This is a genomic window from Pseudomonas sp. NPDC087639, from assembly GCF_044743385.1.
Lineage (GTDB): Bacteria > Pseudomonadota > Gammaproteobacteria > Pseudomonadales > Pseudomonadaceae > Aquipseudomonas.
This window is the reverse complement of sequence record NZ_JBIUWI010000022.1, coordinates 55,150-81,011: the sequence shown is the minus strand read 5'-3', so window position 1 is coordinate 81,011 and position 25,862 is coordinate 55,150. Positions and strand designations below refer to the sequence as shown.

Annotated in this window: 28 protein-coding genes; 14 read left to right on the top strand and 14 right to left on the bottom strand. The window is 59.3% G+C overall.

Features of this window, described 5'->3' with window-relative positions; all coding sequences use genetic code 11:
- Positions 1-2: 2 nt before the first annotated feature.
- Positions 3-1,856 (top strand): sulfate adenylyltransferase subunit CysN, encoded by a 1,854-nt coding sequence (gene cysN, locus ACIOVB_RS12170; protein WP_401267933.1) that lies wholly within the window; start codon positions 3-5, stop codon positions 1,854-1,856.
- Positions 1,857-2,053: 197 nt separating this feature from the next.
- On the opposite strand, the gene ACIOVB_RS12165 is transcribed toward cysN, so the two are convergent.
- Genes ACIOVB_RS12165 through ACIOVB_RS12155 form a run of 3 tightly spaced genes read right to left on the bottom strand, consistent with a single transcriptional unit; the run spans position 2,054 to position 5,446 of the window.
- Positions 2,054-2,959 (bottom strand): acyltransferase, encoded by a 906-nt coding sequence (locus ACIOVB_RS12165; protein ID WP_187676798.1) that lies wholly within the window; start codon positions 2,957-2,959, stop codon positions 2,054-2,056.
- Positions 2,960-5,059: a phosphate acetyltransferase gene (gene pta / locus ACIOVB_RS12160; RefSeq protein WP_401267931.1), complete on the bottom strand. Its 2,100-nt coding sequence runs from the start codon at positions 5,057-5,059 to the stop codon at positions 2,960-2,962.
- A gap of 60 nt (positions 5,060-5,119) precedes the next feature.
- Entirely contained in the window at positions 5,120-5,446 is a 327-nt protein-coding gene (locus tag ACIOVB_RS12155; RefSeq protein WP_187676800.1) for a DUF3565 domain-containing protein, read from the bottom strand.
- Between ACIOVB_RS12155 and ACIOVB_RS12150 the strand changes: the two genes are divergently transcribed.
- The 3 genes from ACIOVB_RS12150 to ACIOVB_RS12140 all read left to right on the top strand — a co-directional run bounded on the left by ACIOVB_RS12150 (position 5,415) and on the right by ACIOVB_RS12140 (position 7,768).
- On the top strand, positions 5,415-5,900 hold the full coding sequence (locus ACIOVB_RS12150; RefSeq protein WP_187676801.1) for a peptidylprolyl isomerase: 486 nt from the start codon (positions 5,415-5,417) through the stop codon (positions 5,898-5,900). The genes ACIOVB_RS12155 and ACIOVB_RS12150 overlap by 32 nt on opposite strands.
- A 124-nt stretch (positions 5,901-6,024) precedes the next feature.
- The gene (locus ACIOVB_RS12145; RefSeq protein ID WP_187676802.1) at positions 6,025-6,507 is read left to right on the top strand and encodes a glutathione peroxidase; all 483 of its coding nucleotides are present in this window, start codon (positions 6,025-6,027) and stop codon (positions 6,505-6,507) included.
- A gap of 157 nt (positions 6,508-6,664) precedes the next feature.
- Positions 6,665-7,768: an NADH:flavin oxidoreductase gene (locus ACIOVB_RS12140; RefSeq protein WP_401267928.1), complete on the top strand. Its 1,104-nt coding sequence runs from the start codon at positions 6,665-6,667 to the stop codon at positions 7,766-7,768.
- Positions 7,769-7,894: 126 nt separating this feature from the next.
- Here the strand turns inward: ACIOVB_RS12140 and ACIOVB_RS12135 are convergent, their stop codons facing one another.
- Both ACIOVB_RS12135 and cysZ read right to left on the bottom strand, forming a co-directional pair.
- Positions 7,895-9,094, bottom strand: coding sequence for a glycosyltransferase family 4 protein (locus tag ACIOVB_RS12135; RefSeq protein ID WP_401267927.1), 1,200 nt, complete (start codon positions 9,092-9,094; stop codon positions 7,895-7,897).
- Positions 9,095-9,134: 40 nt separating this feature from the next.
- The gene (cysZ, locus tag ACIOVB_RS12130; protein WP_401267925.1) at positions 9,135-9,887 is read right to left on the bottom strand and encodes a sulfate transporter CysZ; all 753 of its coding nucleotides are present in this window, start codon (positions 9,885-9,887) and stop codon (positions 9,135-9,137) included.
- Between the two features lie 311 nt (positions 9,888-10,198).
- Between cysZ and trxB the strand changes: the two genes are divergently transcribed.
- Entirely contained in the window at positions 10,199-11,161 is a 963-nt protein-coding gene (gene trxB / locus ACIOVB_RS12125) for a thioredoxin-disulfide reductase (RefSeq protein WP_095190882.1), read from the top strand.
- Positions 11,162-11,263: 102 nt separating this feature from the next.
- On the opposite strand, the gene ACIOVB_RS12120 is transcribed toward trxB, so the two are convergent.
- The 6 genes from ACIOVB_RS12120 to ACIOVB_RS12095 all read right to left on the bottom strand — a co-directional run bounded on the left by ACIOVB_RS12120 (position 11,264) and on the right by ACIOVB_RS12095 (position 14,271).
- Positions 11,264-11,602, bottom strand: a complete 339-nt coding sequence (locus tag ACIOVB_RS12120; RefSeq protein WP_401267922.1) for a HopJ type III effector protein — start codon at positions 11,600-11,602, stop codon at positions 11,264-11,266.
- On the bottom strand, positions 11,595-11,891 hold the full coding sequence (locus ACIOVB_RS12115) for a DUF1244 domain-containing protein (protein ID WP_187676807.1): 297 nt from the start codon (positions 11,889-11,891) through the stop codon (positions 11,595-11,597). The genes ACIOVB_RS12120 and ACIOVB_RS12115 overlap by 8 nt, the downstream gene beginning before the upstream one ends.
- Before the next feature lie 68 nt (positions 11,892-11,959).
- Entirely contained in the window at positions 11,960-12,331 is a 372-nt protein-coding gene (gene folX, locus ACIOVB_RS12110) for a dihydroneopterin triphosphate 2'-epimerase (RefSeq protein WP_053117178.1), read from the bottom strand.
- Positions 12,332-12,892, bottom strand: coding sequence for a GTP cyclohydrolase I FolE (gene folE / locus ACIOVB_RS12105; protein ID WP_187676808.1), 561 nt, complete (start codon positions 12,890-12,892; stop codon positions 12,332-12,334).
- Positions 12,893-12,913: 21 nt separating this feature from the next.
- Complete coding sequence (gene folM / locus ACIOVB_RS12100) at positions 12,914-13,624, bottom strand: dihydromonapterin reductase (RefSeq protein ID WP_401267920.1); 711 nt, start codon at positions 13,622-13,624, stop codon at positions 12,914-12,916.
- A 71-nt stretch (positions 13,625-13,695) separates the two neighbouring features.
- Positions 13,696-14,271, bottom strand: coding sequence for an antibiotic biosynthesis monooxygenase (locus tag ACIOVB_RS12095; RefSeq protein ID WP_305441452.1), 576 nt, complete (start codon positions 14,269-14,271; stop codon positions 13,696-13,698).
- A 187-nt stretch (positions 14,272-14,458) separates the two neighbouring features.
- Between ACIOVB_RS12095 and ACIOVB_RS12090 the strand changes: the two genes are divergently transcribed.
- A complete protein-coding gene (locus tag ACIOVB_RS12090) occupies positions 14,459-15,418 on the top strand; it encodes a MerR family transcriptional regulator (RefSeq protein ID WP_401267918.1) in 960 nt (319 codons plus the stop codon).
- A gap of 3 nt (positions 15,419-15,421) precedes the next feature.
- Here the strand turns inward: ACIOVB_RS12090 and ACIOVB_RS12085 are convergent, their stop codons facing one another.
- Together ACIOVB_RS12085 and ACIOVB_RS12080 are read right to left on the bottom strand one after the other, a co-directional pair.
- Positions 15,422-16,027: a hypothetical protein gene (locus ACIOVB_RS12085; RefSeq protein WP_187676812.1), complete on the bottom strand. Its 606-nt coding sequence runs from the start codon at positions 16,025-16,027 to the stop codon at positions 15,422-15,424.
- A 54-nt stretch (positions 16,028-16,081) separates the two neighbouring features.
- On the bottom strand, positions 16,082-16,558 hold the full coding sequence (locus tag ACIOVB_RS12080) for a PAS domain-containing protein (RefSeq protein WP_187676813.1): 477 nt from the start codon (positions 16,556-16,558) through the stop codon (positions 16,082-16,084).
- 153 nt (positions 16,559-16,711) lie between these two features.
- On the opposite strand from ACIOVB_RS12080, the gene ACIOVB_RS12075 reads away from it, so the two are divergent.
- Positions 16,712-17,167 (top strand): flavodoxin, encoded by a 456-nt coding sequence (locus ACIOVB_RS12075; protein ID WP_187676814.1) that lies wholly within the window; start codon positions 16,712-16,714, stop codon positions 17,165-17,167.
- On the opposite strand, the gene ACIOVB_RS12070 is transcribed toward ACIOVB_RS12075, so the two are convergent.
- Entirely contained in the window at positions 17,157-18,044 is an 888-nt protein-coding gene (locus ACIOVB_RS12070) for a LysR family transcriptional regulator (protein WP_401267915.1), read from the bottom strand. The genes ACIOVB_RS12075 and ACIOVB_RS12070 overlap by 11 nt on opposite strands.
- A gap of 98 nt (positions 18,045-18,142) precedes the next feature.
- Between ACIOVB_RS12070 and ACIOVB_RS12065 the strand changes: the two genes are divergently transcribed.
- The 7 genes from ACIOVB_RS12065 to ACIOVB_RS12035 all read left to right on the top strand — a co-directional run bounded on the left by ACIOVB_RS12065 (position 18,143) and on the right by ACIOVB_RS12035 (position 25,801).
- Entirely contained in the window at positions 18,143-18,529 is a 387-nt protein-coding gene (locus ACIOVB_RS12065) for a CidA/LrgA family protein (RefSeq protein WP_401267912.1), read from the top strand.
- Positions 18,519-19,205 (top strand): LrgB family protein, encoded by a 687-nt coding sequence (locus ACIOVB_RS12060; RefSeq protein ID WP_401267909.1) that lies wholly within the window; start codon positions 18,519-18,521, stop codon positions 19,203-19,205. The genes ACIOVB_RS12065 and ACIOVB_RS12060 overlap by 11 nt, the downstream gene beginning before the upstream one ends.
- 131 nt (positions 19,206-19,336) lie before the next feature.
- Positions 19,337-20,119, top strand: coding sequence for a class II aldolase/adducin family protein (locus ACIOVB_RS12055; protein ID WP_187676818.1), 783 nt, complete (start codon positions 19,337-19,339; stop codon positions 20,117-20,119).
- Positions 20,119-21,021: an alpha/beta fold hydrolase gene (locus ACIOVB_RS12050; protein ID WP_401267906.1), complete on the top strand. Its 903-nt coding sequence runs from the start codon at positions 20,119-20,121 to the stop codon at positions 21,019-21,021. The genes ACIOVB_RS12055 and ACIOVB_RS12050 overlap by 1 nt, the downstream gene beginning before the upstream one ends.
- Positions 21,022-21,180: 159 nt before the next feature.
- Positions 21,181-22,092 (top strand): SDR family oxidoreductase, encoded by a 912-nt coding sequence (locus tag ACIOVB_RS12045; protein ID WP_401267903.1) that lies wholly within the window; start codon positions 21,181-21,183, stop codon positions 22,090-22,092.
- A 524-nt stretch (positions 22,093-22,616) separates the two neighbouring features.
- Positions 22,617-24,410, top strand: a complete 1,794-nt coding sequence (locus ACIOVB_RS12040; protein WP_401267900.1) for a DUF1302 domain-containing protein — start codon at positions 22,617-22,619, stop codon at positions 24,408-24,410.
- A 23-nt stretch (positions 24,411-24,433) separates the two neighbouring features.
- The gene (locus ACIOVB_RS12035; RefSeq protein WP_187676822.1) at positions 24,434-25,801 is read left to right on the top strand and encodes a DUF1329 domain-containing protein; all 1,368 of its coding nucleotides are present in this window, start codon (positions 24,434-24,436) and stop codon (positions 25,799-25,801) included.
- Positions 25,802-25,862: the final 61 nt, after the last annotated feature.

Here is a 25,862-nt window from a genome sequence, read left to right as displayed (position 1 = left end):
ACCTGGGCCAGCACGAAAGTAAAGAGCTGCTGCGCTTTTTGACCTGCGGTAACGTCGATGACGGCAAGAGCACCCGGATCGGGCGGCTGCTGCACGACTCCAAGATGATCTACGAAGATCACCTGGAAGCCATCACCCGCGATTCGAAGAAAGTCGGCACCACCGGCGAAGACATCGACCTGGCGTTGCTGGTCGACGGCCTGCAGGCCGAGCGCGAGCAGGGCATCACCATTGATGTTGCCTACCGCTACTTTTCTACCGCCAAACGCAAATTCATCATCGCCGACACCCCCGGCCATGAGCAGTACACCCGCAACATGGCCACCGGTGCGTCCACCTGTGACCTGGCGATCATTCTGGTCGACGCCCGTTACGGCGTGCAGACCCAGACCCGTCGTCACAGCTTCATCGCCTCGTTGCTGGGCATCAAGCACATCGTTGTCGCCATCAACAAGATGGACCTCAAGGACTTTGATGAAGGCGTGTTCGAGTCGATCAAGGCCGACTACCTGAAGTTCGCCGAAGGCTTGAAGTTGAAGCCGACCAGCATGCACTTTGTGCCGATGTCCGCTCTGAAGGGCGACAACGTAGTGAACAAGTCCGAGCGCTCGCCGTGGTACACCGGCCAGTCGCTGATGGAAATCCTCGAGACCGTGGAAGTGGCGGGCGACCGCAACTTCACCGATCTGCGTGTCCCGGTGCAGTACGTCAACCGTCCGAACCTGAACTTCCGCGGTTTCGCCGGCACTCTGGCCAGCGGCATCGTCAAGAAGGGCGACGAAGTCGTGGTGTTGCCGTCGGGCAAGAGCAGCCGCGTCAAATCCATCGTCACTTTCGAAGGTGAGCTGGAACACGCCGGTCCAGGTCAAGCGGTGACGCTGACCATGGAAGACGAAATCGACATCTCCCGTGGCGACCTGCTGGTGCATGCCGACAACGTGCCGCCGGTTACCGACAGCTTCGAAGCGATGCTGGTGTGGATGGCTGAAGAACCGATGCTGCCGGGCAAGAAATATGACATCAAACGTGCGACCAGTTACGTGCCGGGCTCCATCGCCAGCATCGTCAACAAGGTCGATGTGAATACCCTTGAAGAAGGCCCGGCGAGCGCGTTGCAGCTCAACGAAATCGGCAAGGTGAAGATCGCGCTCGACGCGCCGATCGCCCTCGACGGTTACGAGAGCAACCGCACCACCGGCGCATTCATCATCATCGACCGTTTGACCAACGGCACCGTCGGCGCTGGCATGATCGTCGCTCAGCCACTGGCTCACGGTACGGCTTCGCACCACGGCAAACTGGCGCATGTTGCCACTGAAGAGCGCGCTCAGCGTTTCGGCCAGCAACCGGCCACCGTGCTGTTCAGCGGTTTGTCGGGCGCGGGCAAGAGCACGCTGGCCTATGCGGTCGAGCGCAAGCTGTTCGACATGGGCCGCGCAGTGTTTGTGCTGGATGGTCAGAACCTGCGTCACGACCTGAATAAAGGTCTGCCACAGGATCGCGCCGGCCGTACCGAGAACTGGCGTCGTGCAGCTCATGTGGCGCGTCAGTTCAACGAGGCGGGCCTGCTGACCCTGGCTGCATTCGTTGCACCAAGTGCTGAAGGTCGCGAGCAGGCCAAGGAGCTGATCGGTCAGGAGCGTCTGCTGACGGTTTATGTGCAGGCTTCGCCGACCGTCTGTGCCGAGCGTGATCCGCAAGGGTTGTATGCGGCGGGTGGCGATAATATTCCGGGCGAGTCTTTCCCGTATGACGTGCCGCTGAATGCTGATCTGGTGATTGATACTCAGTCGCTGACGCTGGAAGAGAGCGTCAAGCAAGTGCTGGATCTGCTGCGTAAGCGTGGCGCGATCTAAGCACTGAAGCAGCGACAAGCTTCCAGTTTCAAGCCGCAAAAAAAGCCCGTCGATGAGTGATCATCGGCGGGCTTTTTTATTCGGGCATACGGCGATCAAAACTGTGGGAGCGAGCCTGCTCGCGAAAGCGTTATCTCATTCAACATCTTTGCAAGCTGATCCACCGCTTTCGCGAGCAGGCTCGCTCCCACAGGGGGCTAGTGTTTGGCTGGATATTCGCGGTGCATTTGCTCCAGCAGCGCATCCTTGTCCAGCCACAGCTGGTTGATCCAGCCCTGGAACTGCAGGCGATATTCGCCGTCCTGGTCGTAGTTCTTGCCGATGAATTGCTGCGGGATCTTCAGCTCTTCAAAGTGCACCACTACGTCCCGCACGTTGCCGCATAGCAGGTCCCAGAATCCCGGACGCCCTGCCGGATAATGGATGGTCACGTTGACGATCGATTCCAGCTGTTCACCCATGGCATCGAGCACAAAGGCAATGCCGCCGGCCTTGGGCTTGAGCAGGTATTTGAAGGGTGATTGCTGTTGAGCATGCTTGCTTTCAGTGAAGCGCGTGCCTTCGACGAAGTTGAAAATCCCCACGGGGTTGTTGCGAAACTTCGCGCAGGTCTTGCGGGTGGTTTCCAGGTCTTTGCCTTTTTTCTCCGGGTGCTTTGCAAGGTAGGCCTTGGAGTAGCGCTTCATAAACGGGAAGCCCAGCGCCCACCAGGCCAGACCGATCACCGGGACCCAGATCAGCTCCTGCTTGAGGAAGAATTTCAGCGGCTGGATGCGGCGGTTGAGCACGTATTGCAGCACCAGGATATCGACCCAGCTCTGATGGTTGCTGGTGATCAGGTACGAGTGCTTGTAGTCCAGGCCTTGCAGACCGCTGAGGTGCCAGCGGGTGCGGCGCACCAGGTTCATCCACCCTTTGTTATTGCTGATCCAGGCTTCGTGGGTGTGGCTCATCAGCCATCCGGCAACGCGCTGGGTGATCGCGAACGGCAGGGCCTTGATCAACGCCACACAAAACAGAAACGAGCAGAGCAGAATCGTGTTGAGCGCCAACAGCAGTGAGGCGATTACACCGCGCAGCGGTGCAGGTAGAAAGTCCAGCATTTACACATCCATAGGTCGGTTGGCGGCTTGAATCGCGGTGAGTGCGATGGTGTAGACGATGTCGTCGACCTGCGCGCCGCGCGGCAGGTCGTTCACCGGTTTGCGCAGGCCTTGCAGCATCGGGCCTAGGCTGACGCAGTCGGCGCTGCGCTGCACGGCTTTGTGGGTGGTGTTGCCGGTGTTGAGGTCGGGGAACACGAACACTGTCGCGCGACCGGCGACCTGGCTGTTTGGCGCCAATTGCCGGGCCACGGTTTCGTTGGCGGCGGCGTCGTATTGCAGCGGGCCGTCGATCAGCAGCGAATGCTGTTGCTCGTGGGCGAGCAGGGTGGCTTCACGCACCTTTTCGACTTCTTCGCCCGTGGCTGATTCACCGCTGGAGTAGCTGATCATCGCCACGCGCGGGGTAATGCCGAACGCAGCCGCCGAGTCGGCGCTTTGCAGGGCGATCTCTGCCAGTTCGGCGGCGCTTGGGTGCGGGTTCATCACGCAGTCGCCGTAGACCAGCACTTCTTCGGGAAACAGCATGAAGAACACCGAGGACACCAGCGTGCAGCCCGGCGCGGTTTTAATCAGCTGAAGAGCCGGACGGATGGTGTTGGCGGTGGTGTTGATCACACCTGAGACCAGCCCGTCGACTTCGTCCAGCGCCAGCATCATCGTGCCGATCACCACGGTGTCTTCCAGTTGCTGCTCGGCCATCGGCGCGTTGAGGCTTTTGCTTTTGCGCAGGGCGACCATCGGTTCGACGTAGCGCTCACGGATCAGATCCGGGTCGAGGATTTCCAGCCCCGGCGGCAACACGATGCCCTGAGCGCGGGCTACGGCTTCGACGTCTTCGGGTTTGGCCAGCAACACGCAACGGGCAATCCCGCGTTCCTGGCAGATCGCCGCCGCTTGCACGGTGAACGGTTCGCTGCCTTCGGGCAGGACGATGCGCTTGTTCGCGGCCTGGGCGCGCTGGATCAATTGATAGCGGAACACGGCCGGTGACAGACGCATTTCTCTTGGCGTGCCGCAACGCTGATGCAGCCAGTTGGCATCGAGATGGCTGGCGACGAAATCGGTGATGATCTCCGCGCGCTCACGGTCGTCGATCGGGATTTCCTTGTTCAGGCCGTTTAGCAGATTGGCGGTGTCGTAAGAGCCTGTGCTCACCGACAACACTGGTAAACCGGCCTGCAAGGCACCTCGGCACAAGTCCATGATGCGCGGATCGGGCAGGGTGTCGCTGGTCAGCAACAGGCCGGCCAGCGGCACGCCATTAATTGCGGCGAGGCTGACGGCGAGGATGATGTCGTCGCGATCCCCCGGCGTTACCACCAGCACGCCGGGCTTGAGCAACTCGACAGTGTTGCGCATGGTCCGTGCGCAGATGATGATTTTGGTCATGCGCCGGGTTTCGTAGTCGCCAGCGTTGAGCACTTGCGCGCCCATCAGGTCGGCGACGTCGCGAGTACGGGGCGCGTTGAGTTCCGGCTGGAACGGGATGCAGCCGAGCAGGCGGAAATCACCGCTGCGCAGAAGTGGCGAATGTTCCTTCAGACGCGAGGCGAAGGCGTCCATGCTCTCGTCGGTCTTGACCTTGTTGAGGATCACGCCGAGGACTTTCGGGTCTTTCGGGCCACCGAACAACTGCGCCTGCAGTTCGACGCGGCCGGAGAGTTCGGCGAGCACTTCGTTTTCCGGCGCCGAAACCAGGATCACCTCGGCATCGAGACTTTTGGCCAGATGCAGATTGACCCGCGCGGCGTAACTGGCGCTGCGGGTCGGCACCATGCCTTCAACCACCAGCACGTCTTTGCCGACGGCGGCCTGCTGATACAGGGCGATGATTTCTTCGAGCAACTCATCGAGCTGACCGTCGCCGAGCATCCGCTCGACATGGGCAAGACCCAGCGGCTGCGGCGGTTTCAGGCCGTGGGTGCGAGCCATCAGCTCGGTGGAGCGCTCAGGGCCTGTGTCGCCGGGATGCGGCTGGGCAATCGGTTTGAAGAAGCCGACTTTCAGCCCGGCCCGTTCAAGCGTACGCACCAGCCCGAGGCTGATGGAGGTCAGACCCACACCAAAATCGGTGGGTGCGATAAAAAAAGTTTGCATGCGAATTCTCTAAGGGTGCATGGCAATGGCTGCCGTCTATAGCTGACGATCTGCCGAAATTCAGTCGCCAAGGTTATCGCTAACCGAGCCTTGTGCGCACCAACCGCAGGCAAAGGGTTGGCCTATTTTTTCAATACGTTGCGCCGGGTCCAGCACCCACGCTCGCGATTGCCATGGCGGCTGATGGCGCAGGTGTTGGGTATGGCCACAGGAAAGCTCGACCACCCAGTGACCGTCTTCGTCCTGATGGAAGCCGCTGATCGTCGAATCCCGTTTGTCCGGGTTGTGTTCGCTTTCGCGCGATTGCTTCGCTAAACTTGGCCTTTCTATATTCTTATGCAAAAGGTCTCGCCCCATGCTGATCGCCGCCAATAAGGCTGTCTCCATCGACTATACCCTGACCAACGACGCTGGTGAGGTCATCGACAGCTCCGCCGGCGGCGCTCCGCTGGTCTACCTGCAAGGCGCAGGCAACATCATCCCGGGCCTGGAAAAAGCTCTGGAAGGCAAAGCTGTTGGTGATGAGCTGGACGTTTCCGTTGAGCCAGAAGACGCTTACGGCGAATACGCTGCTGAGCTGGTCAGCACCCTGAGCCGCAGCATGTTCGAAGGCGTTGACGAGCTGGAAGTCGGCATGCAGTTCCACGCTTCGGCGCCGGACGGCCAAATGCAAATCGTCACTATCCGTGACCTGGACGGCGACGACGTGACTGTCGACGGCAACCACCCTCTGGCCGGTCAGCGCCTGAACTTCAAAGTGAAGATCGTTGCTATCCGTGACGCCAGCCAGGAAGAAGTCGCTCATGGCCACGTCCATGGCGAAGGTGGCCATCACCACTGATTTTCTGCGCTAAGCTTTTGAGAACTGGAGAGGCGCCTGCGGGCGCCTTTTTAGTCCGCGGCTGTCCTTGGTGGCCTCGCCAAGTGGCTGTTTCGAGTAGAACACGGGAATCCTGGAGTTCGTCATGAGTGCTTTTCACGACCTTAAGTTGACAGCCCTGGATGGTCAGGAGCTACCGCTGGCGCCCTTCAAGGGCCAAGTCGTGCTGGTGGTCAACGTCGCCTCCAAATGCGGCTTGACCCCACAGTATGCGGCGCTGGAAAACCTCCATCAGCAATTCAAAGGTAAAGGCTTCAGTGTGTTGGGCCTGCCGTGCAACCAGTTTGCCGGTCAGGAACCAGGCACCGAACAGGAAATTCAAGAGTTCTGCAGCCTCAACTATGGCGTGACGTTCCCGTTGTCGAGCAAGCTCGAAGTCAACGGTCACGACCGTCATCAGCTCTACCGTCTGCTGGCGGGCGAGGGCGCGGAATTTCCCGGTGATATCACCTGGAATTTCGAAAAGTTTCTGCTCGGCAAGGACGGCCGGGTGCTGGCCCGGTTCTCGCCGCGCACGGCGCCGGATGATCCGACCATCGTGCACGCGATTGAAAAAGCGTTGAGCTGAAACACGAAAATCGCAGCCCTTGAGCTGCGATTTTTTTTTGCCTGCCTTTTGTCCCTTAATCATTCAGATCAATAGTGCTATCGCGTTGATGTCTTCACGCATATTATCGCCGTCATATGGTTTTATGCCCTCGATAACGTTTTTGTGGAGCCTTTCGATGCCCGTTCAAGCCTTGTTCAAACCGTTCCACCTCGGTGCGCTCGAACTGCCGACCCGTGTGGTCATGGCGCCTATGACCCGTTCGTTTTCCCCGGGTGGCGTACCCAACTCCAAGGTCATCGAGTACTACCGCCGCCGCGCAGCCGCGGGTGTGGGCCTGATCATCACCGAAGGCACCACTGTCGGCCACCAGGCATCCAACGGCTATCCGAACGTCCCGCAGTTCTTTGGTGAAGCGCCGTTGGCCGGTTGGAAAAAAGTGGTCGATGCCGTACACGCTGAGGGCGGCAAGATCGTTCCGCAACTGTGGCACGTCGGCAGTGTTCGTCGCATCGGCACCGAGCCGGACGCCAGCGTGCCGGGTTATGGCCCGACGGAAAAACTCAAGGATGGTCAGGTCGTCGTGCACGGCATGACCAAACAGGATATCCAGGACGTCATCGCCGCGTTCGCTCAAGCGGCCAAGGATGCGCAAAGCATTGGCATGGACGGCGTCGAAATCCACGGCGCCCACGGTTATCTGGTCGACCAGTTTTTCTGGGAAGGCAGCAACCAGCGCGCCGACGAATACGGCGGCAGCCTGGCCAACCGTTCGCGTTTCGCCATCGAACTGATTCAAGCGGTGCGTGCGGCGGTCGGAGAAAGTTTCCCGATCATCTTCCGTTTCTCGCAGTGGAAGCAGCAGGACTACACCGCGCGTCTGGTGCAAACACCGGAAGCGTTGGGCGAGTTCCTCAAACCGTTGTCCGACGCTGGTGTGGATATTTTCCACTGCTCGACTCGCCGCTTCTGGGAGCCGGAATTCGACGGCTCCGAGCTGAACCTGGCCGGATGGACGCGCAAACTGACTGGCAAACCGACCATCACTGTCGGCAGCGTCGGCCTGGATGGTGAGTTCCTGCAGTTCATGGTTAACACCGACAAGGTTGCTCAACCAGCCAGTCTGGAGAACCTGCTGGAGCGTCTGAACAAAGAGGAGTTTGATCTGGTGGCGGTGGGCCGTGCCCTGCTGGTCGATCCGGACTGGGCGCTGAAAGTACGCGAAGGGCGTGAGCAGGACATTCTGCCGTTCAGCCGTGATGCGTTGATGACGCTGGTTTAACGGGCGCTCTCACTGACGCTATCGCGAGCAGGCTCACTCCTGCCATTGACCGTGTTCTTCCTTATGAAATGCGATCAATGTAGGAGTGAGCCTGCTTGCGATGACGCCTTCACTCTCAGTAAAGATTCAGGGCAATGTCTGAGCATTCGGCACCACCTGCTCCCCCACACACGCCCCCCGCAAGTGACTTTCAAACTGCTCAATGATCGCCGCCCACCCTTGGCGACTCGCATGCTGCCGGGCATTCAGGCGCACGCAACGTAACGTTTCTTCTTCCTCAAGCAACCACGCCGCCGCATCGCAAAACGCTTCTTCATCGCCGGGCATCGCCAGCACGCCGTTGTAGCCATGGCGAATATGCTGCGCCGCTGCTGCCTGATCGTAAGCGATCACCCCAAGTCCTGAGGCCAGTGCTTCCAGCACGACGTTGCCAAAAGTTTCGGTCAGGCTCGGAAACAGAAACACATCGCCCGACGCATAGTGCGCCGCCAACGCTTCACCGCGCTGTGAGCCGCAGAAGATCGCGTCGGGCAGATCCTTTTCCAATGCCATTCGTTGCGGCCCGTCACCGACCACGATCAGCTTCAGATTGCGCTGTGGATAAGTGCTTCGCAGTTTTTCGAAGCTGCGTTTGAGCAAGCCAAGGTTTTTCTCCGGCGCGAGCCGTCCTACATGAATCACCGCAATGTCTCGCTCGCCTAATCCCCATTGCTCACGCAGAGCGTTCAAACGCTTGGCCGGATGAAACAACTGGCTGTCCACACCTCGGGACAGTAGCGCCAGACGCTCGAAATGCCGACGCTCCAGCTCCAGGCGCTGGCTCACGCTCGGCACCAGCGTCAGCGCCGAACGGTTGTGAAACCAGCGCAGGTAATGCGTAAGCATGCGGGTCAAGAGGCCAAGGCCGTACTGACTGGTGTATTGCTGGAAATTCGTATGAAAACCGCTGACCACCGAGATCCCCAGTCGCCGCGCTGCCCGCAACGCCGACAAACCCAGCGGCCCTTCAGTCGCGATATACAACACATCCGGGCGCTGGCGCTTCCAGCGTCGCAGCAATTTGTGCATCGACGATTGACCCCATTGCAGCCCAGGATAGCCCGGTAACGGCCAACCCCGGCACAGCAGCAGGGCGTCGTCTTCATTGCGCTGTGGATCGTCGGCCTGACGTGGACGCACCAATTCGACCTGATGCCCACGCGCGCGCAATCCATCGCACAGGCGGCCAAGGGTGTTGGCCACACCGTTGATTTCCGGTGGGAAGGTTTCGGTGATCAGAGTGATGTGCAGAGCTGTCGTCATGACCTCAGTGTCGGCTGAGGCCATGTCGTGCTTGTGACATTCGGATGATGGATTTGTGACGGGTCTAGCGCTGAGTCACCAGATTCTCGGCACCACGTTCACGTACCCAGAACAACGTCGCACCGGCCACCGCAGCCGGCATCATCAGAATATTGACCACCGGAATCAGCAGCACCAGATAAACGATCCCGCCAAAGCTAATGCTCTGCCAGCGCTTCTGCCGCAGCCAGGCGAGCATTTCGTTCCAGCCCAGTTTGTGGTTATCCGCCGGGTAGTCGATGTACTGGATCGCCATCATCCACACGCCGAACAGCAACCACAGTGGCGCGGCGATGATGTTCACCACCGGGATGAACGATAGAATGAACAACCCGATCGCACGCGGCAGGAAATAGCCAAGCTTGCGCATTTCTCGGGCGAGGGTGCGCGGGACCATCGCGATCAGTTCGCCCCAGCTGAAGGCGGGGAAGTCATCGGTGCCGCGTACCACCACTTCGACCTTTTCCGCGAGGAAGCCGTTGAAGGGCGCTGCAATGATGTTGGCGAGCATGGTGAAGCTGAAAAACACCATCAGTGCGACGAGCACGACAAACAGCGGCCACAGGATGTAGCTGAGAAAGCTCAGCCATTCGGGCAGCGACGGCATCAGCGTATCGACCCACAGGCTGAACTGGTGGCCGGCCAGATAGATCAATCCGACGAACAGCACCAGGTTGATGGCCAGCGGCAGCAGCACAAACAATCGCAGGCTGGGGCTAAGGACCAGTTTGAGGCCTTCGCGCAGGTATTGCGGGCCGGACAGAACAGGGGCGGGCATAAGGTGCTCCGAGCAAGGGAAAACGCGCCGACCTTACCGACTTTGCAATGGCTGCGAAAGCGCGGCAGAGTGATCGACATCCACTGTAACAAAGACGTCCATCTCGTCAGTGTGTCGGCATAGAGACCACCTATGAGCTGGATTGTTAAACCGTATTTCCTTAATCTTGCCCCCCTCGATACGCTGCACCCAACTTTTTACAGGACTGTCGAGTTCATACCTTCCCCAAGGTTATCCACGGTCCTTTTTTATTCCCGCCGGCAGTCCGGCGTTCCGCGCCAGTTTTTCGGCCCGGTCAACAGGAGCAGGTCATGTCTGAAGTCCGTCATTCGCGAGTGATTATTCTCGGTTCCGGCCCTGCCGGGTACAGCGCTGCGGTCTATGCCGCCCGTGCCAACCTCAAGCCACTGCTGATCACCGGCATGCAGGCTGGCGGTCAGCTGACCACCACCACCGAAGTCGACAACTGGCCGGGCGATGTTCACGGTCTCACCGGCCCGGTGCTGATGGAGCGTATGCGCGAGCACGCCGAGCGTTTTGAAACCGAGATCGTCTTTGATCACATCAACGCCGTGGACTTCGCTTCCAAGCCGTACAGCCTGACTGGCGACAGCGCGACCTACACTTGCGACGCCCTGATCATCGCCACCGGCGCCAGCGCTCGTTACCTGGGCCTGCCGTCGGAAGAAGCGTTCATGGGCAAAGGCGTTTCGGCCTGCGCGACCTGCGACGGTTTCTTCTATCGCAACAAGCCTGTTGCAGTGGTCGGTGGTGGCAACACCGCTGTTGAAGAAGCGCTGTACCTGGCCAACATCGCCAGCACCGTGACCCTGATCCACCGTCGCGAAACCTTCCGCGCCGAGAAGATCCTGATCGACAAGCTCAATGCCCGTGTGGCTGAAGGCAAGATCATCCTCAAGTTGAACGCCAATCTGGACGAAGTCCTGGGCGACAACATGGGCGTGACCGGTGCGCGTCTGAAGAACAACGACGGCAGCTTCGACGAGATCAAAGTCGACGGCGTGTTCATCGCCATTGGCCACACCCCGAACACTTCGCTGTTCGAAGGCCAGTTGACCCTCAAAGACGGTTATCTGGTGGTGCAGGGCGGTCGTGACGGCAACGCCACTGCGACCAGCGTTGAAGGCATCTTTGCCGCCGGTGACGTGGCTGACCACGTTTACCGTCAGGCCATCACCTCGGCCGGCGCTGGCTGCATGGCGGCACTGGACACCGAGCGTTACCTGGACGGTCTGCAGAACGCTTCGTTCTAAGATCGCAGGCATAAAAAAACCGGCTTCGGCCGGTTTTTTTATGTTCATTCAAATGTGGAAGCGAGCAAGCTCGCTCCCGCAGGGAATGTAATGGGGCTGAGATTAGCGGCGGGTCAGGGGCGGCGCGGTGAACTTCACACCGGCCAGACCACTAGCGATCAACGCACGAATATTGCCGTGATCACTGCCCTCAGGCGTGGCCACCACCGAACGGTAGTGTTCGCCAAACGCCAGCAGCGCTTCCTCATTGCTCAAGCCTTCCAGCAGCGCCAGACCCAGGGTCTTGCACGAACCTTCGTTCTGCCCGGCGGCGTTTTCCACGCCACCGTTGTTGAACGCCTGAGGCTGGTAGTCGTAACCGGCGGCGATGAAGGCCAAGGTGTCGGCGAAAACGTGTTCGCCGCTTTTGAGGCTGGCGCGCAGGGTGTTGAGATCACTCATTGGGTTTTCCTTTGGCGAACGCTGCTTGTTGTTCGGCGTTGGCTTCTTGCTGAAACTGGGCTTTCCACTCGGCGTACGGCATGCCGTAAACCACTTCGCGGGCGTCGTCGAGGCTGACTTCGATCTGGCGCTCGTCGGCTTCGGCCTTGTACCACTTCGACAGGCAGTTGCGGCAGAACCCGGCAAGGTTCATCAGGTCGATGTTCTGTACGTCCTTGCGGCTGTCCAGGTGCGCAACCAGCCGGCGGAAGGCGGCGGCTTCGAGTTCGAGGCGTTGTTGCTCGGTCATGATGGGCTCTGTGCAGTCAATACGTGGCGCGGATGATAAAAGTCTGGCGACCAATGCGCCAGACTCGCTCAGCGGCTGGCGGCGAGGGTGATCGACACCGATTCGGCAAAACGCAGCGCGTGCGGCTTGTCGACTTCGACTTCGGCGTACAGCACGGAACCGTTGCTCATCACCAGATCGAGCAATTCCTGAGTCAGTCGTTCAAGCAGCGCAAAGCGGTTGCCCTCGACGTGGGCGATGATCGCCTTGGTGATGGTGCGGTAATTGAGTGCATGGTCGATGTCGTTATCACGCACCGCTTCCTGCGCGGCGTACAGAATGGTGACGTTGATCAGCACATCCTGCTTGTTGAGGATCTCGTCCTCGTTGATCCCGATAAAGGTGCGCAAGCGCAGATCCTTGACCCGGATGCGCGCCATTCCCGGTTGAAGTTGTGGCATTTATTTGCTCCGTCCAATCAATTGCAGGAACTCCTGGCGGGTGTTGCTCGAGTCGCGAAAAGCGCCAAGCATGACCGAGGTGTTCATGGTCGAATTCTGTTTCTCGACACCGCGCATCATCATGCACATGTGTCTGGCCTCAATGACCACGGCGACGCCGGCGGCATCAGTGACCTGTTGCACCGCATCGGCGATTTGCCGGGTGAGATTCTCCTGGATCTGCAGGCGTCGGGCGAACATGTCCACCAGTCGCGCGATCTTCGACAACCCCAACACTTTGCCGGTCGGAATATACGCCACATGGGCCTTGCCGATGAAGGGCAGCAGGTGATGTTCGCATAACGAGTACAACTCGATGTCCGCGACGATGATCATCTCATCGCTGTCCGAAGCAAACAGTGCGCCATTGACGATCGCGTCGACGCTCTGCTCATAACCGTGACACAGGTATTGCATGGCCTTGGCCGCACGTACCGGAGTGTCGAGTAATCCTTCGCGGTCGGGGTCTTCACCGAGGCCGATGAGGATTTCGCGGTAATTCTCGGGCAGGGAGCGGGTCATGGAACATCCTCGCGGGCGGGGTTATTTGACGTGCCGTCCGCCGTTGACGGTCAGGGTCGTGCCGGTGACATACGGATTGTCGAGCAGATAGCGCAGGCTTTGGTAGATCACTTCGCTGCCGGGTTCGATGCCCAGCGCGGATTTGGCCAGTGCCTTGGCGCGGTACGCCGCGTCGTCGTCGGGATTGAACAATAGCAGGGCCGGCGCGATGCCGTTGACCTTGATTGCTGGCGCGTAGCGGGCGGCGAAGGACAGGGTCAGGCTGTCGAGCCCGGCTTTGCTCGCGCAGTAACCGATGTGCTTGCTGCTGCCCTTGCGGGTGACATCGTCGCTGATGTGGATGATGTCGGCGGGCGTCGATTGCTGGAGCAAACCGACGCAGTGCAGGTTGATCAGGTAGGGAGCGAGCATGTGAATGTTGAACATGCGGCTGAACGCTTCGGCGTCACTGTCCGGGGTTTCCGCCAGCCATTCGGAGGCGTTGTGCACGATCGCCCGCAGGCTGTCGGTGAGGGCTTTCAATTCAGCGATGAATGCCAGGATGGTCGTTTCGCTGGAAAAGTCAGCAAATACACCAACGGCACCCAGATCCCGCAGCATTTGCACGCCGGGACGTTCGCTGCGGTAGGTGAAGATCACCGGGTGGCCGTCTTCCAGCAAACGTTGTGCGCAATGCAGACCGACGCGCTGGCCGGCACCGGTGATCAGGATCGGGGCGCAATTTGTGGTCATGAGTGGCTCGCATCGCGGTTGGAGCGAAAACTATACCAGCGACGCGTGCCGTGGAACTACGACGGCTTGCCTTAACGATTTTGTGTTGACGGCGTAACAGGCAAGGGGCGCGTTGGCGCACCGTTCAACCAGTTCGCCAACAACCGTGTCGACAAGGGAATAAAGAAGTAAACCATCAGTGGCGTCAGGCAGGCCGTGCTGATCAACACCCGTGGCAACAGACTCATGTCTGCGAGGAGCGGGCCGAGGACAAAGTTGAACAGCAGTGATACCGGAAAGAACGCCAGCCAGATCGCAACGGCCTGTTTCCAGCGCGGCGGACGTGCACCGATTGCGCCCGTTCCGAACCAGCCCTCGATGCCGCTGACGCGGTGTTCTTTCGGGTGTGCAAACAGATCGCTGCCACGGTCCAGCCACGCTGTACGCGAAGCCGAATGCTCCCACGCATGCAAAGTCTGCTCATCGACAAAGCGGAAAATGATCTGGAATTCGTTATCGCCGGGCGGCGGGGCGAGCACGCCGGAGCCCAGATAGCCGGGAAAGTCGGTGGCCAATTGTTCGCCTTCGCGCAGCCAGATGATCAGATCCTGATAGCGGCCATCGGCGACGCGGCGCGCGACCATTAGCGTAACGGGTGAAGTAGACATTATGTATCTCCGTATCTCGGTGCGTCGCTCCGGGTAGGAGTTTCGCCTGACGCAGGCCGGGGTAGTGGCTTGCGTATTTCAACTAGCAAGGATTATTCCTTATTTTCCTGATTAAACCAGTGGCTTTCGTCGCAGATCATCGCGGGGTTAGAATAGGATCCAAGCCCACAAGGACGTTGAACGTACTATGCCTGTCATGACGGACGTCAGCCCTGCCTCGCAGGCATCTGTTGCGCTCGAGCGCGAAGATCTTTTCCCCATTCGGGAAGTTTCACGGTTGACCGGTGTCAACCCGGTCACCCTGCGCGCTTGGGAGCGGCGCTATGGTTTGATTCAACCGACGCGCACCGAAAGTGGGCATCGTTTGTATTCGATGTCAGATATCGAGCGCGTTCGCAGCATCGTCGATTGGATCGACCGAGGTGTGGCGGTCAGCAAGATTGGCAAGATCCTCGCTAAAACCGAACCGCTGAAGGTGCTCGCACACATCATCCCCGATGATTTGGTGCAGGCCGACTACCAGCAATGGCAGCACCAGTTGCAACGTGCGGTCAGTGCTTTCGACGATTTCGAACTGGATCGGGTTTATGGTCAGATTTTTTCTTCGTACGCTTTGCCGGTCGTGTTTCAAGACATCTTGATGCCGCTCTGGCGGCAATTGCTGCAGCGTCAGGAAGCCTTTGGGCAAACCAGTGAGTGGCTGTTTCTCGATGGATACCTGCGCGCGCGGGTGCTGCAGCGAATCATCGTTCTGCGCGGCTCACAGCCGCGCAAGATCATTGTCAGTGCCCTGGCCGGTCAGTGCCGCGAACTTGAATTGCTGGTGGCTGCGCTGTTTCTCAGTAGCAGCGATTCGGGCGTGCGGGTGCTCACCACCGGCCAGCCGTTCGACGAGCTGACGCTGGTTTGCGAGAAGATCAAGCCACAGGCTCTGGTGCTGTTTTCCAACCACGCACCGGCCGCGGAATTGCCACGGCGTTTGAATCGGTTGGCCTTGAGTCTTGATTGTCAGTTGCTGCTGGCGGGGGATGCATCCGATCTGGCACAGGAAAGCCTCAGCGGAACTTCGATTGGTTGTGTTGGCAACGAAGGGGCGACGATGCGTCAGCGTCTGATGCAGATACTGGCAGGCAAGCTCGATACCTGAGGCTCAGGTGTGCAGGGCGGGATGGGTCAGGCGGTGTTGTTGCAGAATGAACTGGCGCAGGCGTTCGGTTTCATCCGCATCGCTTTGGCTCAGTTCGTAGGCGTAGAAACCGCTTTCGGTTTCCCGTTCGAATTGGCCGCGCAGTGAAATCCGCTCATAGCCGGAAGGGCTGAACCACAACGCGAAATGCTTGGGGGGTTTGGTCTTGTTGCGCATTTCCAGCAGTACGCCTTTGTGCGAAACCTCGTGCACCCACATCGTGCCCGGCTGGCCTTTGGCGTTTTCCAGTGCCACCGGCTCTTCGAGCGTCAGCCGCCATGGGCGCACCATCGGGCCGTCTTCGTAAATGCTCGGAACACCGAGGCGCAGATGTAGCGCATGAAACTCGTCTTCCACCAAGTGCAGTGGAAAAGTCATCTGTTGATTTTCGAAATTGGCCTGAATGGTGACTTGCTCATGAGCGGCCAGGCGCGTGAGCAAATCACGGATCTGCGAACCACCATTAACCAATAGACTCGACGTCGCATCCCGCACGTTCAATTGCGGGTTGTGCTGCATGGTCTGGATGAAATCCAGCTCATCCTGGGTCAGGAGGGCGTCGCGTTGCATGGTGCGCTCGAAAGTAATAGTTACAAAGTCATTGGTGATTGTAGTTACTGACCATCAGTTCGCTGTTTTGTTTGCGCCGTTCGTCGCTTTCAAGGCAGCCAGTTCACTTTGCAGGGCCGCGACCTGCGCCTCCAACTGCGCCACTCTTTGCTGTGCCTTGACCTGAACGGTCACGTCCTTTTGTACCCCGATAAAGTACGTCTGCCCGTCATCGGCGTTTTTCACCGTTGACACCGACAGTTCATTCCAGAACGGCGTGCCGTCCTTGCGATAGTTGCGCAGGATTTCCCGGCATGAACCATTGCGGCGCAGTGTTTCGCGAATCAGCTCCAGACTTTCTTGATCCCGGTCTCCGGCCTGCAGAAAGCGGCAGTCCTGATAGAGAATTTCCTCGCTGGTGTAACCGGTCATGCGTTCGAAGGCCGGATTGACGTAAATCAGGATGTTGTCCTGTTCACCTTCCTTCTCCGCGACCACAATTCCGTCGTTTGATGCGTTGATTACCAATTGCAGCAGACTGGCGTTGATCATCTTTGAATCCTTTCAGAGTTGTCAGTGGCAGGCATTTTAAAAGATCAGTGGAAGCTGTCTACAGGTCAGCAATGCGCATTGAGAGCCAATCGCAACTTCTTGGCTCAGGCTGTTAATATCGCCGCTCATTTTTTAAGTTTCAGGATCAGATTGATGAAAGTCGCCATCCTCTCCGGTTCGGTCTACGGCACCGCCGAAGAAGTCGCCCGCCACGCCCAGAACCTGCTGAAAGCCGCCGGCTTTGAAACCTTCTACAACCCGCGCGCCAGCCTGGCCGATATCCAGTCTTTCGCGCCTGAAGCGTTTCTCGCGGTGACTTCGACCACCGGCATGGGCGAATTGCCGGACAATCTGCAACCGCTGTATTCGACCATTCGTGATCAATTGCCGGCCGCCTGGCGCGGTTTGCCGGGCGCAGTGATTGCCTTGGGCGATGCCAGCTACGGCGATACCTTTTGCGGTGGCGGTGAGCAAATGCGTGAACTGTTCGCCGAGCTTGGCCTGCGTGAAGCGCAGGACATGCTGCGCATCGACGCCAGCGAAAGCGTCACCCCGGAAACCGACGCCGAGCCTTGGTTGGCGCAGCTGATCGATACACTCAAGGGTTGATCGGCCGCTCGCGCACCAGGGCCAGCCAGGCTTGTGCAGCGTTCGACAGATAAGCGCCCTGACGCCAGATGAACGCGATGTCCCAGCGCAAATAGTCCGGCGCTCGCAAGGTCAGGCGCACCACGCCGGGTCGCACCAGGCCGCGCGCGACCACGCTGGGCAACAGCACCACGCCTTGCCCGGCAGCCACCAGTGCCGCGAGAAAATCCGCCTGACCACTGCGTCCACCTTCTTTGGGTGTGAAACCCAGTTGCTGACAGGCCTGCAGCAAGCGGTCGTTGAGCACAAAGCTGCGCTGATACAGCAGAAACGGCGTGTCGGCCAACTCCTCCAGACCAATCTCACCCCGTGTCGCCAATGGGTGATCCATCGGTAACAGGGCGTCGAGTTTCTCGTCGCAGAACGGCTGAAAGTCGAACTGTGGATCTTTCGGCAACAGGCTGCCGCCCAACTCCAGTTCACCGCTCAACACCGCTTGCTCAATGTTGCGACTACCCCCCTCAAGCAACTGAATGCTGATGTTCGGGTAGCGTCGGCGGTATTCGGCAAACAGCCCGGCAAACAGTGCATCACTGCCCAGCAGTGGCAAACCGAGGCGTAATTCGCCACGGGCCAGGTGGCTGAGGTCGTCCAGTTCAACGAGCAACTCATTGCGCAAGCGCAGCATGCCTTCGGCCCGTTGCAGTACCACGCTGCCGGCGGCGGTCAGGCGTAACTGTGAGCCCAGCCGTTCGAGCAACGGCGTGCCGAGGCTCTGTTCCAGTTGCGCGACTTGTTTACTCACCGCCGATTGACTGATGTGCAGGGTTTTCGCGGCTTGAGTAAACCCGCCCTGATGCATGACTTCGACAAAACTGCGTAGCTGTTTGAATTCCATTCGCCTGATTCCGTTTTGGAATGGCTTTGAGTCTAACAATTCGCTTCAGGGATGGGAGGTCGCTTCGTAAAATGAGCTCCAGTCAGGAGCAAAACCATATGAACGCCGCCACCCTTAAGTATCTTTCCCGTTTATTCGCCGAGCTGGCCGTGTTGCTCGGCCTCTACCTGCTCGGCTGCCAACTCGCCACGTGGCTGGCCCTGCCGATTCCCGGTGGCGTGATCGGCATGGCGGTGTTGCTGCTGACGTTCGCCTTTGGCTGGATCAAACCCGCAGCGCTGCAACTGGGCGCAGGCTTACTGATGGCCGAGATGTTGCTGTTTTTCATTCCGGCGCTTATGAGCCTGCTGGATTACGGCGCGCTGTTGCGCAATGACGGCTGGCGGATTCTGCTGGTAATCGGCGCCAGCACGTTGATGGTCATGCTGGTGACAGCGTTCACCGTAGAGTTGGCTGTGCGCATGAGGCGTTCCCATGAAGCTTGAACTGATGCCGATGTTCTGGCTCGCCTTCACCCTGTTGGCGTATCTGTTCAGCCGCTGGATTTATCGCCGCACCGGGCGATACCTGTTGTCACCGCTGATTCTGGTACCGGTGCTGCTGCTGGCACTCGCCGTGCCGCTGCACACTGCTTACGCCGAATATTCGAGCAACACCCATTGGCTGATGATGGTGCTTGGCCCGGTCACCGTCGCCTTCGCCGTGCCGATCTGGCAGCAGCGGCGCCTGCTGATGCGGCACTGGCCAGCATTGCTGCTGGGCATGGTCGCCGGCAGTGCGGCATCGATCGGCACCTCGTTCGGGCTGGCCAAGGCGTTGGCGCTGGACAGTTCGGTAACGATGTCACTGGTGCCGCGTTCGATCACCACGCCGTTCGCCATGCCGCTGGCGCAGGACTTGGGTGGAGTGCCGGAATTGACCGCAGTGTTCGTGATGTTCACTGGCGTATTCGGTGCGATGCTGGGTGGCGTGCTTTTGAAGTGGTTGCCGTTGCGCAGCGCCTTGGCGCGTGGCGCGCTGTTCGGTGTCGGCGCGCACGGTGCTGGTGTCAGTCGGGCGCATGAAGTCGGCGGCGAAGAAGGCTCTGTGGCGGGTCTGGTGATGGTGTTGACCGGGTTGCTCAACCTGTTCGCCGCGCCGTTGTTGGCGTCGTTGCTTTGACCTGGATCCAAGGCGTTTGCGTTGCTGACCCGCTCAGTCATCAAGCTGGCTGGCAATGCAACTACGCGATCGACTGCGCCTGACTAGACTGCACAGACGTGTAAAACAAGAAGAACGCAGAGGTGCATACAGTGAGCGTAGCCCCCGTCCAATCGTCCCTTAATGTCAAAGACCAGGTCAGCGCCGCGGAATGGCAGACCCGAGTCGATCTCGCCGCCTGTTATCGTCTGGTCGCATTGCATGGCTGGGACGATCTGATCTTCACCCATATTTCCGCCAAGGTGCCGGGCACCGAAGATTTCCTGATCAATCCGTTCGGCCTGATGTTCCACGAAATCACTGCGTCGAGCCTGGTGAAAGTCGATCAGGCCGGCAATAAACTCATGGACAGCCCTTACGAAATCAACCCGGCGGGTTACACCATTCACAGCGCCGTACACGAAGTACGGCACGATGTGGTTTGCGTGCTGCATACACACACGGCCTCGGGTGTGGCGGTGTCGGCGCAGAAGCAGGGCGTGTTGCCGATTAGCCAGCAATCATTGTTCGTGCTGTCGAGCCTGGCCTATCACGGCTATGAAGGTGTTGCGCTTAACCACGAAGAGAAGGCGCGCTTGCAATCCGACCTGGGCGAGAACAATTTCCTGATGCTGCACAACCACGGTCTGCTGACTTGTGGCGGCACCATCGCCGATACCTTTCTGATGATGTTCACCTTCCAGCGCGCCTGCGACATCCAGGTGATGGCGCAGACCGGCGGCGCTGAACTCATCGCCATCGAACCGCAGATTCTGGCGGGCGCCAAGGCGATGATCGCCGGCGTCACCAAAAGTGCTCAAGGCATGGGTGGCGCGCTGGCCTGGCCGGCGCTGCTGCGCAAACTCGATAAACAAGACCCCGGATATAAACTCTAATGCCTCTTGCCGAGATTCCTCTGTGTGTCTGGCGCAAACGCAGCCAGACGTTTGTCTTTCGTGGCCAGCCGATCCGTTACTGGACGACGGGGCAGGGCGAGCCGCTGCTGCTGATCCACGGCTTCCCGACCGCCAGTTGGGACTGGCATTACCTGTGGCAGCCACTGGCCCAGCGTTATCGGGTGATCGCTTGCGACATGCTCGGTTTCGGCGATTCGGCCAAACCGGTCAATCACAGCTACAGCCTTCTTGAGCAGGCCGATCTGCAACAGGCGTTGCTTGCACATTTGCAGGTCGAGCAACCGGTGCACATCCTTGCTCACGACTATGGCGATAGCGTCGCGCAGGAACTGCTCGCGCGGCATTACGAAGAGCAGATCGAGGTTGCCAGTTGCGTGTTTCTCAACGGTGGGTTGTTCCCGGAGACCCATCGCCCCGTATTAATGCAAAAACTGCTGCTCAGCCCATTGGGCTGGATGATCGGCCGCGCGTTTACCCGCGACGCGCTGGTGAAAAGCTTCCGCCAGATCTTCGGCCCGCAGACCCGCCCGAGCGAAAGCGAACTGGATGATTTCTGGAGCCTGATCGACAGTAATCACGGCCCGCGGATCATGCACAAACTGATCGGCTACATTCCTGAGCGCCGCGTGCAACGTGACCGCTGGGTGGCGGCGATGCAGCGCGGTGAAGTGCCGTTGCGGGTAATCGATGGCGAGCTCGATCCGATCTCTGGCGTTCACATGGTCGAGCGTTACCGCGAACTGATTGCCGATGCAGATACCGTGCTGTTGCCGGGCATCGGCCACTATCCGCAGACCGAAGCGCCGGCGCAGGTGCTCAAGCATTACCTGGCGTTTCGCGAACGCTTCGTGCTGCCACCGCGCAAAGTAGCGTGCTCCTGAAAGGTCAATAGATCGCAGACGGCGACGATCTATTGATCTGGCTCCGCATCATCCCCCAGCCTTATCGCGCACCATTCAGCCCCAGCCGTGTTTGTTGTGACCGAGAGCCCCGTGCCTGACACTCGGAGAACTGTCCCTGGGCCTGCTGGAGTTGCCGTGATGAATGAGTCTGTGCGTTTCGAAGATAAAGTCGTAATCGTCACCGGAGCCGGTGGTGGCCTCGGACGCGCACACGCACTGCTGTTCGCCAGACAGGGCGCCAAAGTGCTGGTCAATGACCTCGGCGGCTCCACTCAGGGCGAAGGCGCCAACGCTTCTGCGGCCGACCGAGTGGTCGCGGAAATTCGCGAAGCCGGCGGCATCGCCGAAGCCAACCACGACTCGGTCACCGACGGCGACAAACTCGTACAGAACGCTCTCGACGTCTTCGGCCGTGTCGACGTAGTGGTCAACAACGCCGGGATCCTGCGCGACAAGACCTTCCATAAAATGGACGACGCTGACTGGGATCTGGTTTACCGCGTCCACGTCGAAGGCGCCTACAAAGTCACCCGCGCCGCATGGCCGCACCTTCGCGAGCAAAACTACGGCCGCGTGATCTTCACCGCCTCGACCTCCGGCATCTACGGCAACTTCGGCCAGTCCAACTACGGCATGGCCAAACTTGGCCTCTACGGGTTGACCCGTACGCTGGCCATCGAAGGCCGCAAGAACAACATCCTGGTCAACGCCATCGCGCCAACCGGCGGCACGCGCATGACCGAAGGCCTGATCCCGCCACAAGTGTTCGAGCAACTGAAACCGGAACTGGTCAGCCCGTTGGTGGTGTACCTGGCGAGCGAGCAGTGCCAAGAGACTTCCGGGCTGTTCGAGGTCGGTGGTGGCTGGATGGGCAAGGTGCGTTGGGAGCGCAGCCTCGGCGCCGGGTTTGATCCACGGGTTGGATTTTCGCCGGAAGATGTGGCGGCGCATTGGCAACAGATTTGTGATTTCGAAGGCGCGGCGCATCCGCAGGACAACATTGAAGCGCTGAAGGAAATGATGGCGAATTTGCAGAAGTATTCGCTCTGATTTCTGCGCAGCAACCGACAGGGCTCAGTCGAGCCCTGCCATCTCCCCGCTAAAATCTCCCTTCCCGGCAAAATCCATCACCCATAAAAAAGGCCGCTGCAAACGCAGCGGCCAAGGTAAGACGTTGGATCAAGGAGCTACAAATCAACGTCAGTGAACACCGGGGTGATCAACCGAACACCTTCGATTGATCTGAAATCTGTCAGCAATGGCCTGATTTACTCAGTAGCCAAGGCTGGGGGGCTTTGCGGCGTATCCCGTGAAAGCCCGCTCAGAATACGGATTTGAATCTATAGGAAAAATAGCGATTCCGGACATGCACTGTTACGGGGCATGCAACAGTGCCTCGCACCATGCGTTGCGCTGATGATCAACTATCCAGCCGACTCATGACCCGCGCAAAGCACCGCTCCGCAAAGCCATTCATCCTTTCGAGTGACAACACGAATACCTCCTTGGTGCGCTTATCGACCCGTTCGCCCGGCAGTAGGGTGGGGCCTTCTGTCACTCACCGGGGAAGACGCATGACAAAAACAACAATGCGCGCCATCTTCACACCGCAGGCGCTGGCAGCCGCGGTGGCTCTGGGTTGCTGTGCCCAGGCGCAGGCGGTTTCGTTCAACATCGGGGAAATCGAGGGTACGTTCGATTCGTCGCTGTCGGTCGGTGCGAGTTGGGGCATGCGCGATGCCGACAAGTCGCTGGTCGGCACGGTCAACGGTGGTACCGGGCAATCCTCGACCGGTGATGACGGGCGCTTGAACTTCAAGAAGGGCGAGACCTTTTCGAAAATCGTCAAAGGCATTCACGATCTAGAACTGAAGTACGGCGATACCGGTGTGTTCGTACGTGGCAAGTACTGGTACGACTTCGAACTCAAGGACGAAGACCGCGAGTTCAAACAGATCAGCGACAAGGGCCGCAAGGAAGGCGCCAAGTCGTCCGGCGCGCAGATTCTCGATGCGTTCGTCTATCACAACTATTCCATCGGCGATCTGCCGGGCACTGTGCGCGCCGGTAAACAAGTGGTCAGTTGGGGCGAAAGTACTTTCATCGGCAACTCGATCAACAGCATCAACCCGATCGACGTCTCGGCGTTCCGGCGTCCCGGCGCGGAGATCAAGGAAGGCCTGATTCCGGTGAACATGCTGTTCGGCTCGCAAGGCCTGACGGATCAGTTGACCGTTGAAGGCTTTTATCAACTGGAGTGGGACCAGACCGTACTCGACAACTGCGGCACGTTCTTCGGCGTCGATGTGGCAGCGGACGGTTGCAACAGCGGCTACACCGTCGGCAATCCGGCGATTGCTCCGTTGGTGCCGTTGACCACGGCATTTGGTCAGGGCATTCAAGTCACCCGCGAAGGCGTAGTGATCCCCCGTGGCGGCGACCGCGATGCGCGGGATTCCGGGCAGTGGGGCACGGCGTTGCGCTGGCTGGGTGACGACACCGAGTACGGCCTGTACTTCATGAACTACCACAGCCGCACGCCAACAGTGGGCACCACCACCGCAGGGCTTTCGACCCTGGCGGCATTGCCGGGTATGGTCGGCATTGCCAACGGTCTGGCGCCCGGCAGCGGTTCGGGACTGGCGCAGAGTGTGATGCTCGGGCGCGGTGGCTATTACCTCGAATACCCGGAGGACATTCGCCTGTACGGCGCGAGTTTCTCCACCACATTGCCCACCGGAACGGCATGGACCGGCGAGATCAGCTACCGGCCAAACGCCCCGGTGCAGGTCAGCACCAACGATCTGACGCTGGCGCTCCTCAACCCGATTGCCGGCGGCGCCGCCTCGCCACTTTCGACTTCCCCCGGTGCCGACAACAAGGGTTATCGCCGTAAAGAGGTCACACAGATCCAGAGCACTCTCACGCACTTTTTCGATCAGGTGTGGGGTGCTCAACGCCTGACTCTGGTCGGTGAGGCGGCGGTGGTGCGGGTCGGTGGTCTGGAGTCTCGAAGCAAGCTGCGTTACGGCCGGGACTCGGTGTACGGCCAGTACGGTTTCGGTGGCGATACCGACGGCTTCGTCACCTCGACTTCGTGGGGCTACCGCGCCCGGGCGATCCTCGATTACGCCAACGTGATCGGCGGGATCAACCTCAAACCCAACCTGTCGTGGTCGCATGACGTCGCCGGTTACGGCCCCAACGGTTTGTTCAACGAAGGTGCGAAAGCGATCAGCGTCGGCGTCGATGCCGATTACCGCAACACCTACACCGCGAGCCTCAGTTACACCGACTTTTTCGGCGGCGATTACAACGTCCTCGAAGACCGTGACTTCGTGGCCCTGAGCTTCGGCGTGAACTTCTGATCTGCCCGAGAAGGATGAAAGCAATGCGCAAAATGATTCTGCAATGCGGTGTGCTGGCCCTGAGTCTGTTGGCGGCCAACGTGATGGCGGCAGTGTCGCCGGATGAGGCAAACAAACTCGGCACCAGCCTGACCCCGCTCGGCGCCGAGAAGGCCGGCAACGCTGACGGTTCGATCCCGGCATGGACCGGTGGCATCCCGAAGAACGCCGGTGCGGTGGACAGCAAAGGCTTTCTCGCGGACCCGTTCGCCAGTGAAAAACCGTTGTTCACCATCACTGCGGCCAACGTCGACCAGTACAAGAGCAAGCTTTCCGACGGCCAGGTAGCCATGTTCAAACGCTACCCGCAAACCTACAAGATCCCGGTTTATCCGACCCACCGCACCGTCGCCGTGCCGCCGGAAATCTACGAGTCGGCCAAGCGCAGCGCACTCAACGTTACCAGCATCAACGACGGCAACGGCCTTGCCAATTTCACCGGTAATCGCTATTACGCTTTCCCGATTCCGAAGAATGGCGTCGAGGTGTTGTGGAACCACATCACCCGATACCACGGCGGCAATCTGCGCCGAATCATCACCCAGGTCACGCCGCAAACCAACGGCAGTTACACGCCGATCCGCTTCGAAGAAGAGATCGCCGTGCCGCAACTGATGAAGGATATCGATCCGGAAAAAGCCGCCAACGTGCTGACCTTCTTCAAGCAGTCGGTGACCGCGCCGGCACGGCTGGCCGGCAACGTGCTGTTGGTGCACGAAACTCTCGATCAAGTGAAAGAACCGCGTCTGGCGTGGATCTACAACGCCGGGCAGCGCCGGGTACGCCGCGCTCCGCAAGTCGCATATGACGGCCCGGGCACCGCCGCTGATGGCCTGCGTACGTCGGACAACTTCGACATGTTCTCCGGAGCACCGGATCGCTACGACTGGAAACTGGTCGGCAAGAAGGAAATGTACATTCCCTACAACAGCTACAAACTCGATTCGCCGAAGTTGAAATATGACGACATCGTCAAGGCCGGGCACATCAATCAGGATCTGACCCGCTATGAGTTGCACCGGGTCTGGGAAGTGATCGGCACGGTCAAGCCGAGCGAGCGACACATCTACGCCAAGCGCCACATGTACATCGACGAGGACAGCTGGCAAGTGGCGCTCGCCGACCACTACGACGGTCGCGGGCAACTGTGGCGCGTCGCCGAAGGTCACGCTCAGTACTACTACGATCACCAGGCTCAGGCCTACACCCTCGAAGCGCTCTACGACATCATTGCTGGCCGATACATTGCCCTGGGGATGAAGAACGAAGAGAAGCACAGCTTCGAATTCGGCTTCGAAGCCAAGGCTGCCGACTACACGCCATCGGCCCTGCGTGCCGAGGGGGTGCGGTAACGTTTCGGATACATCGACTGAACAAAAGGCGACCGCACGGTCGCCTTTTTTATGGCCGCCA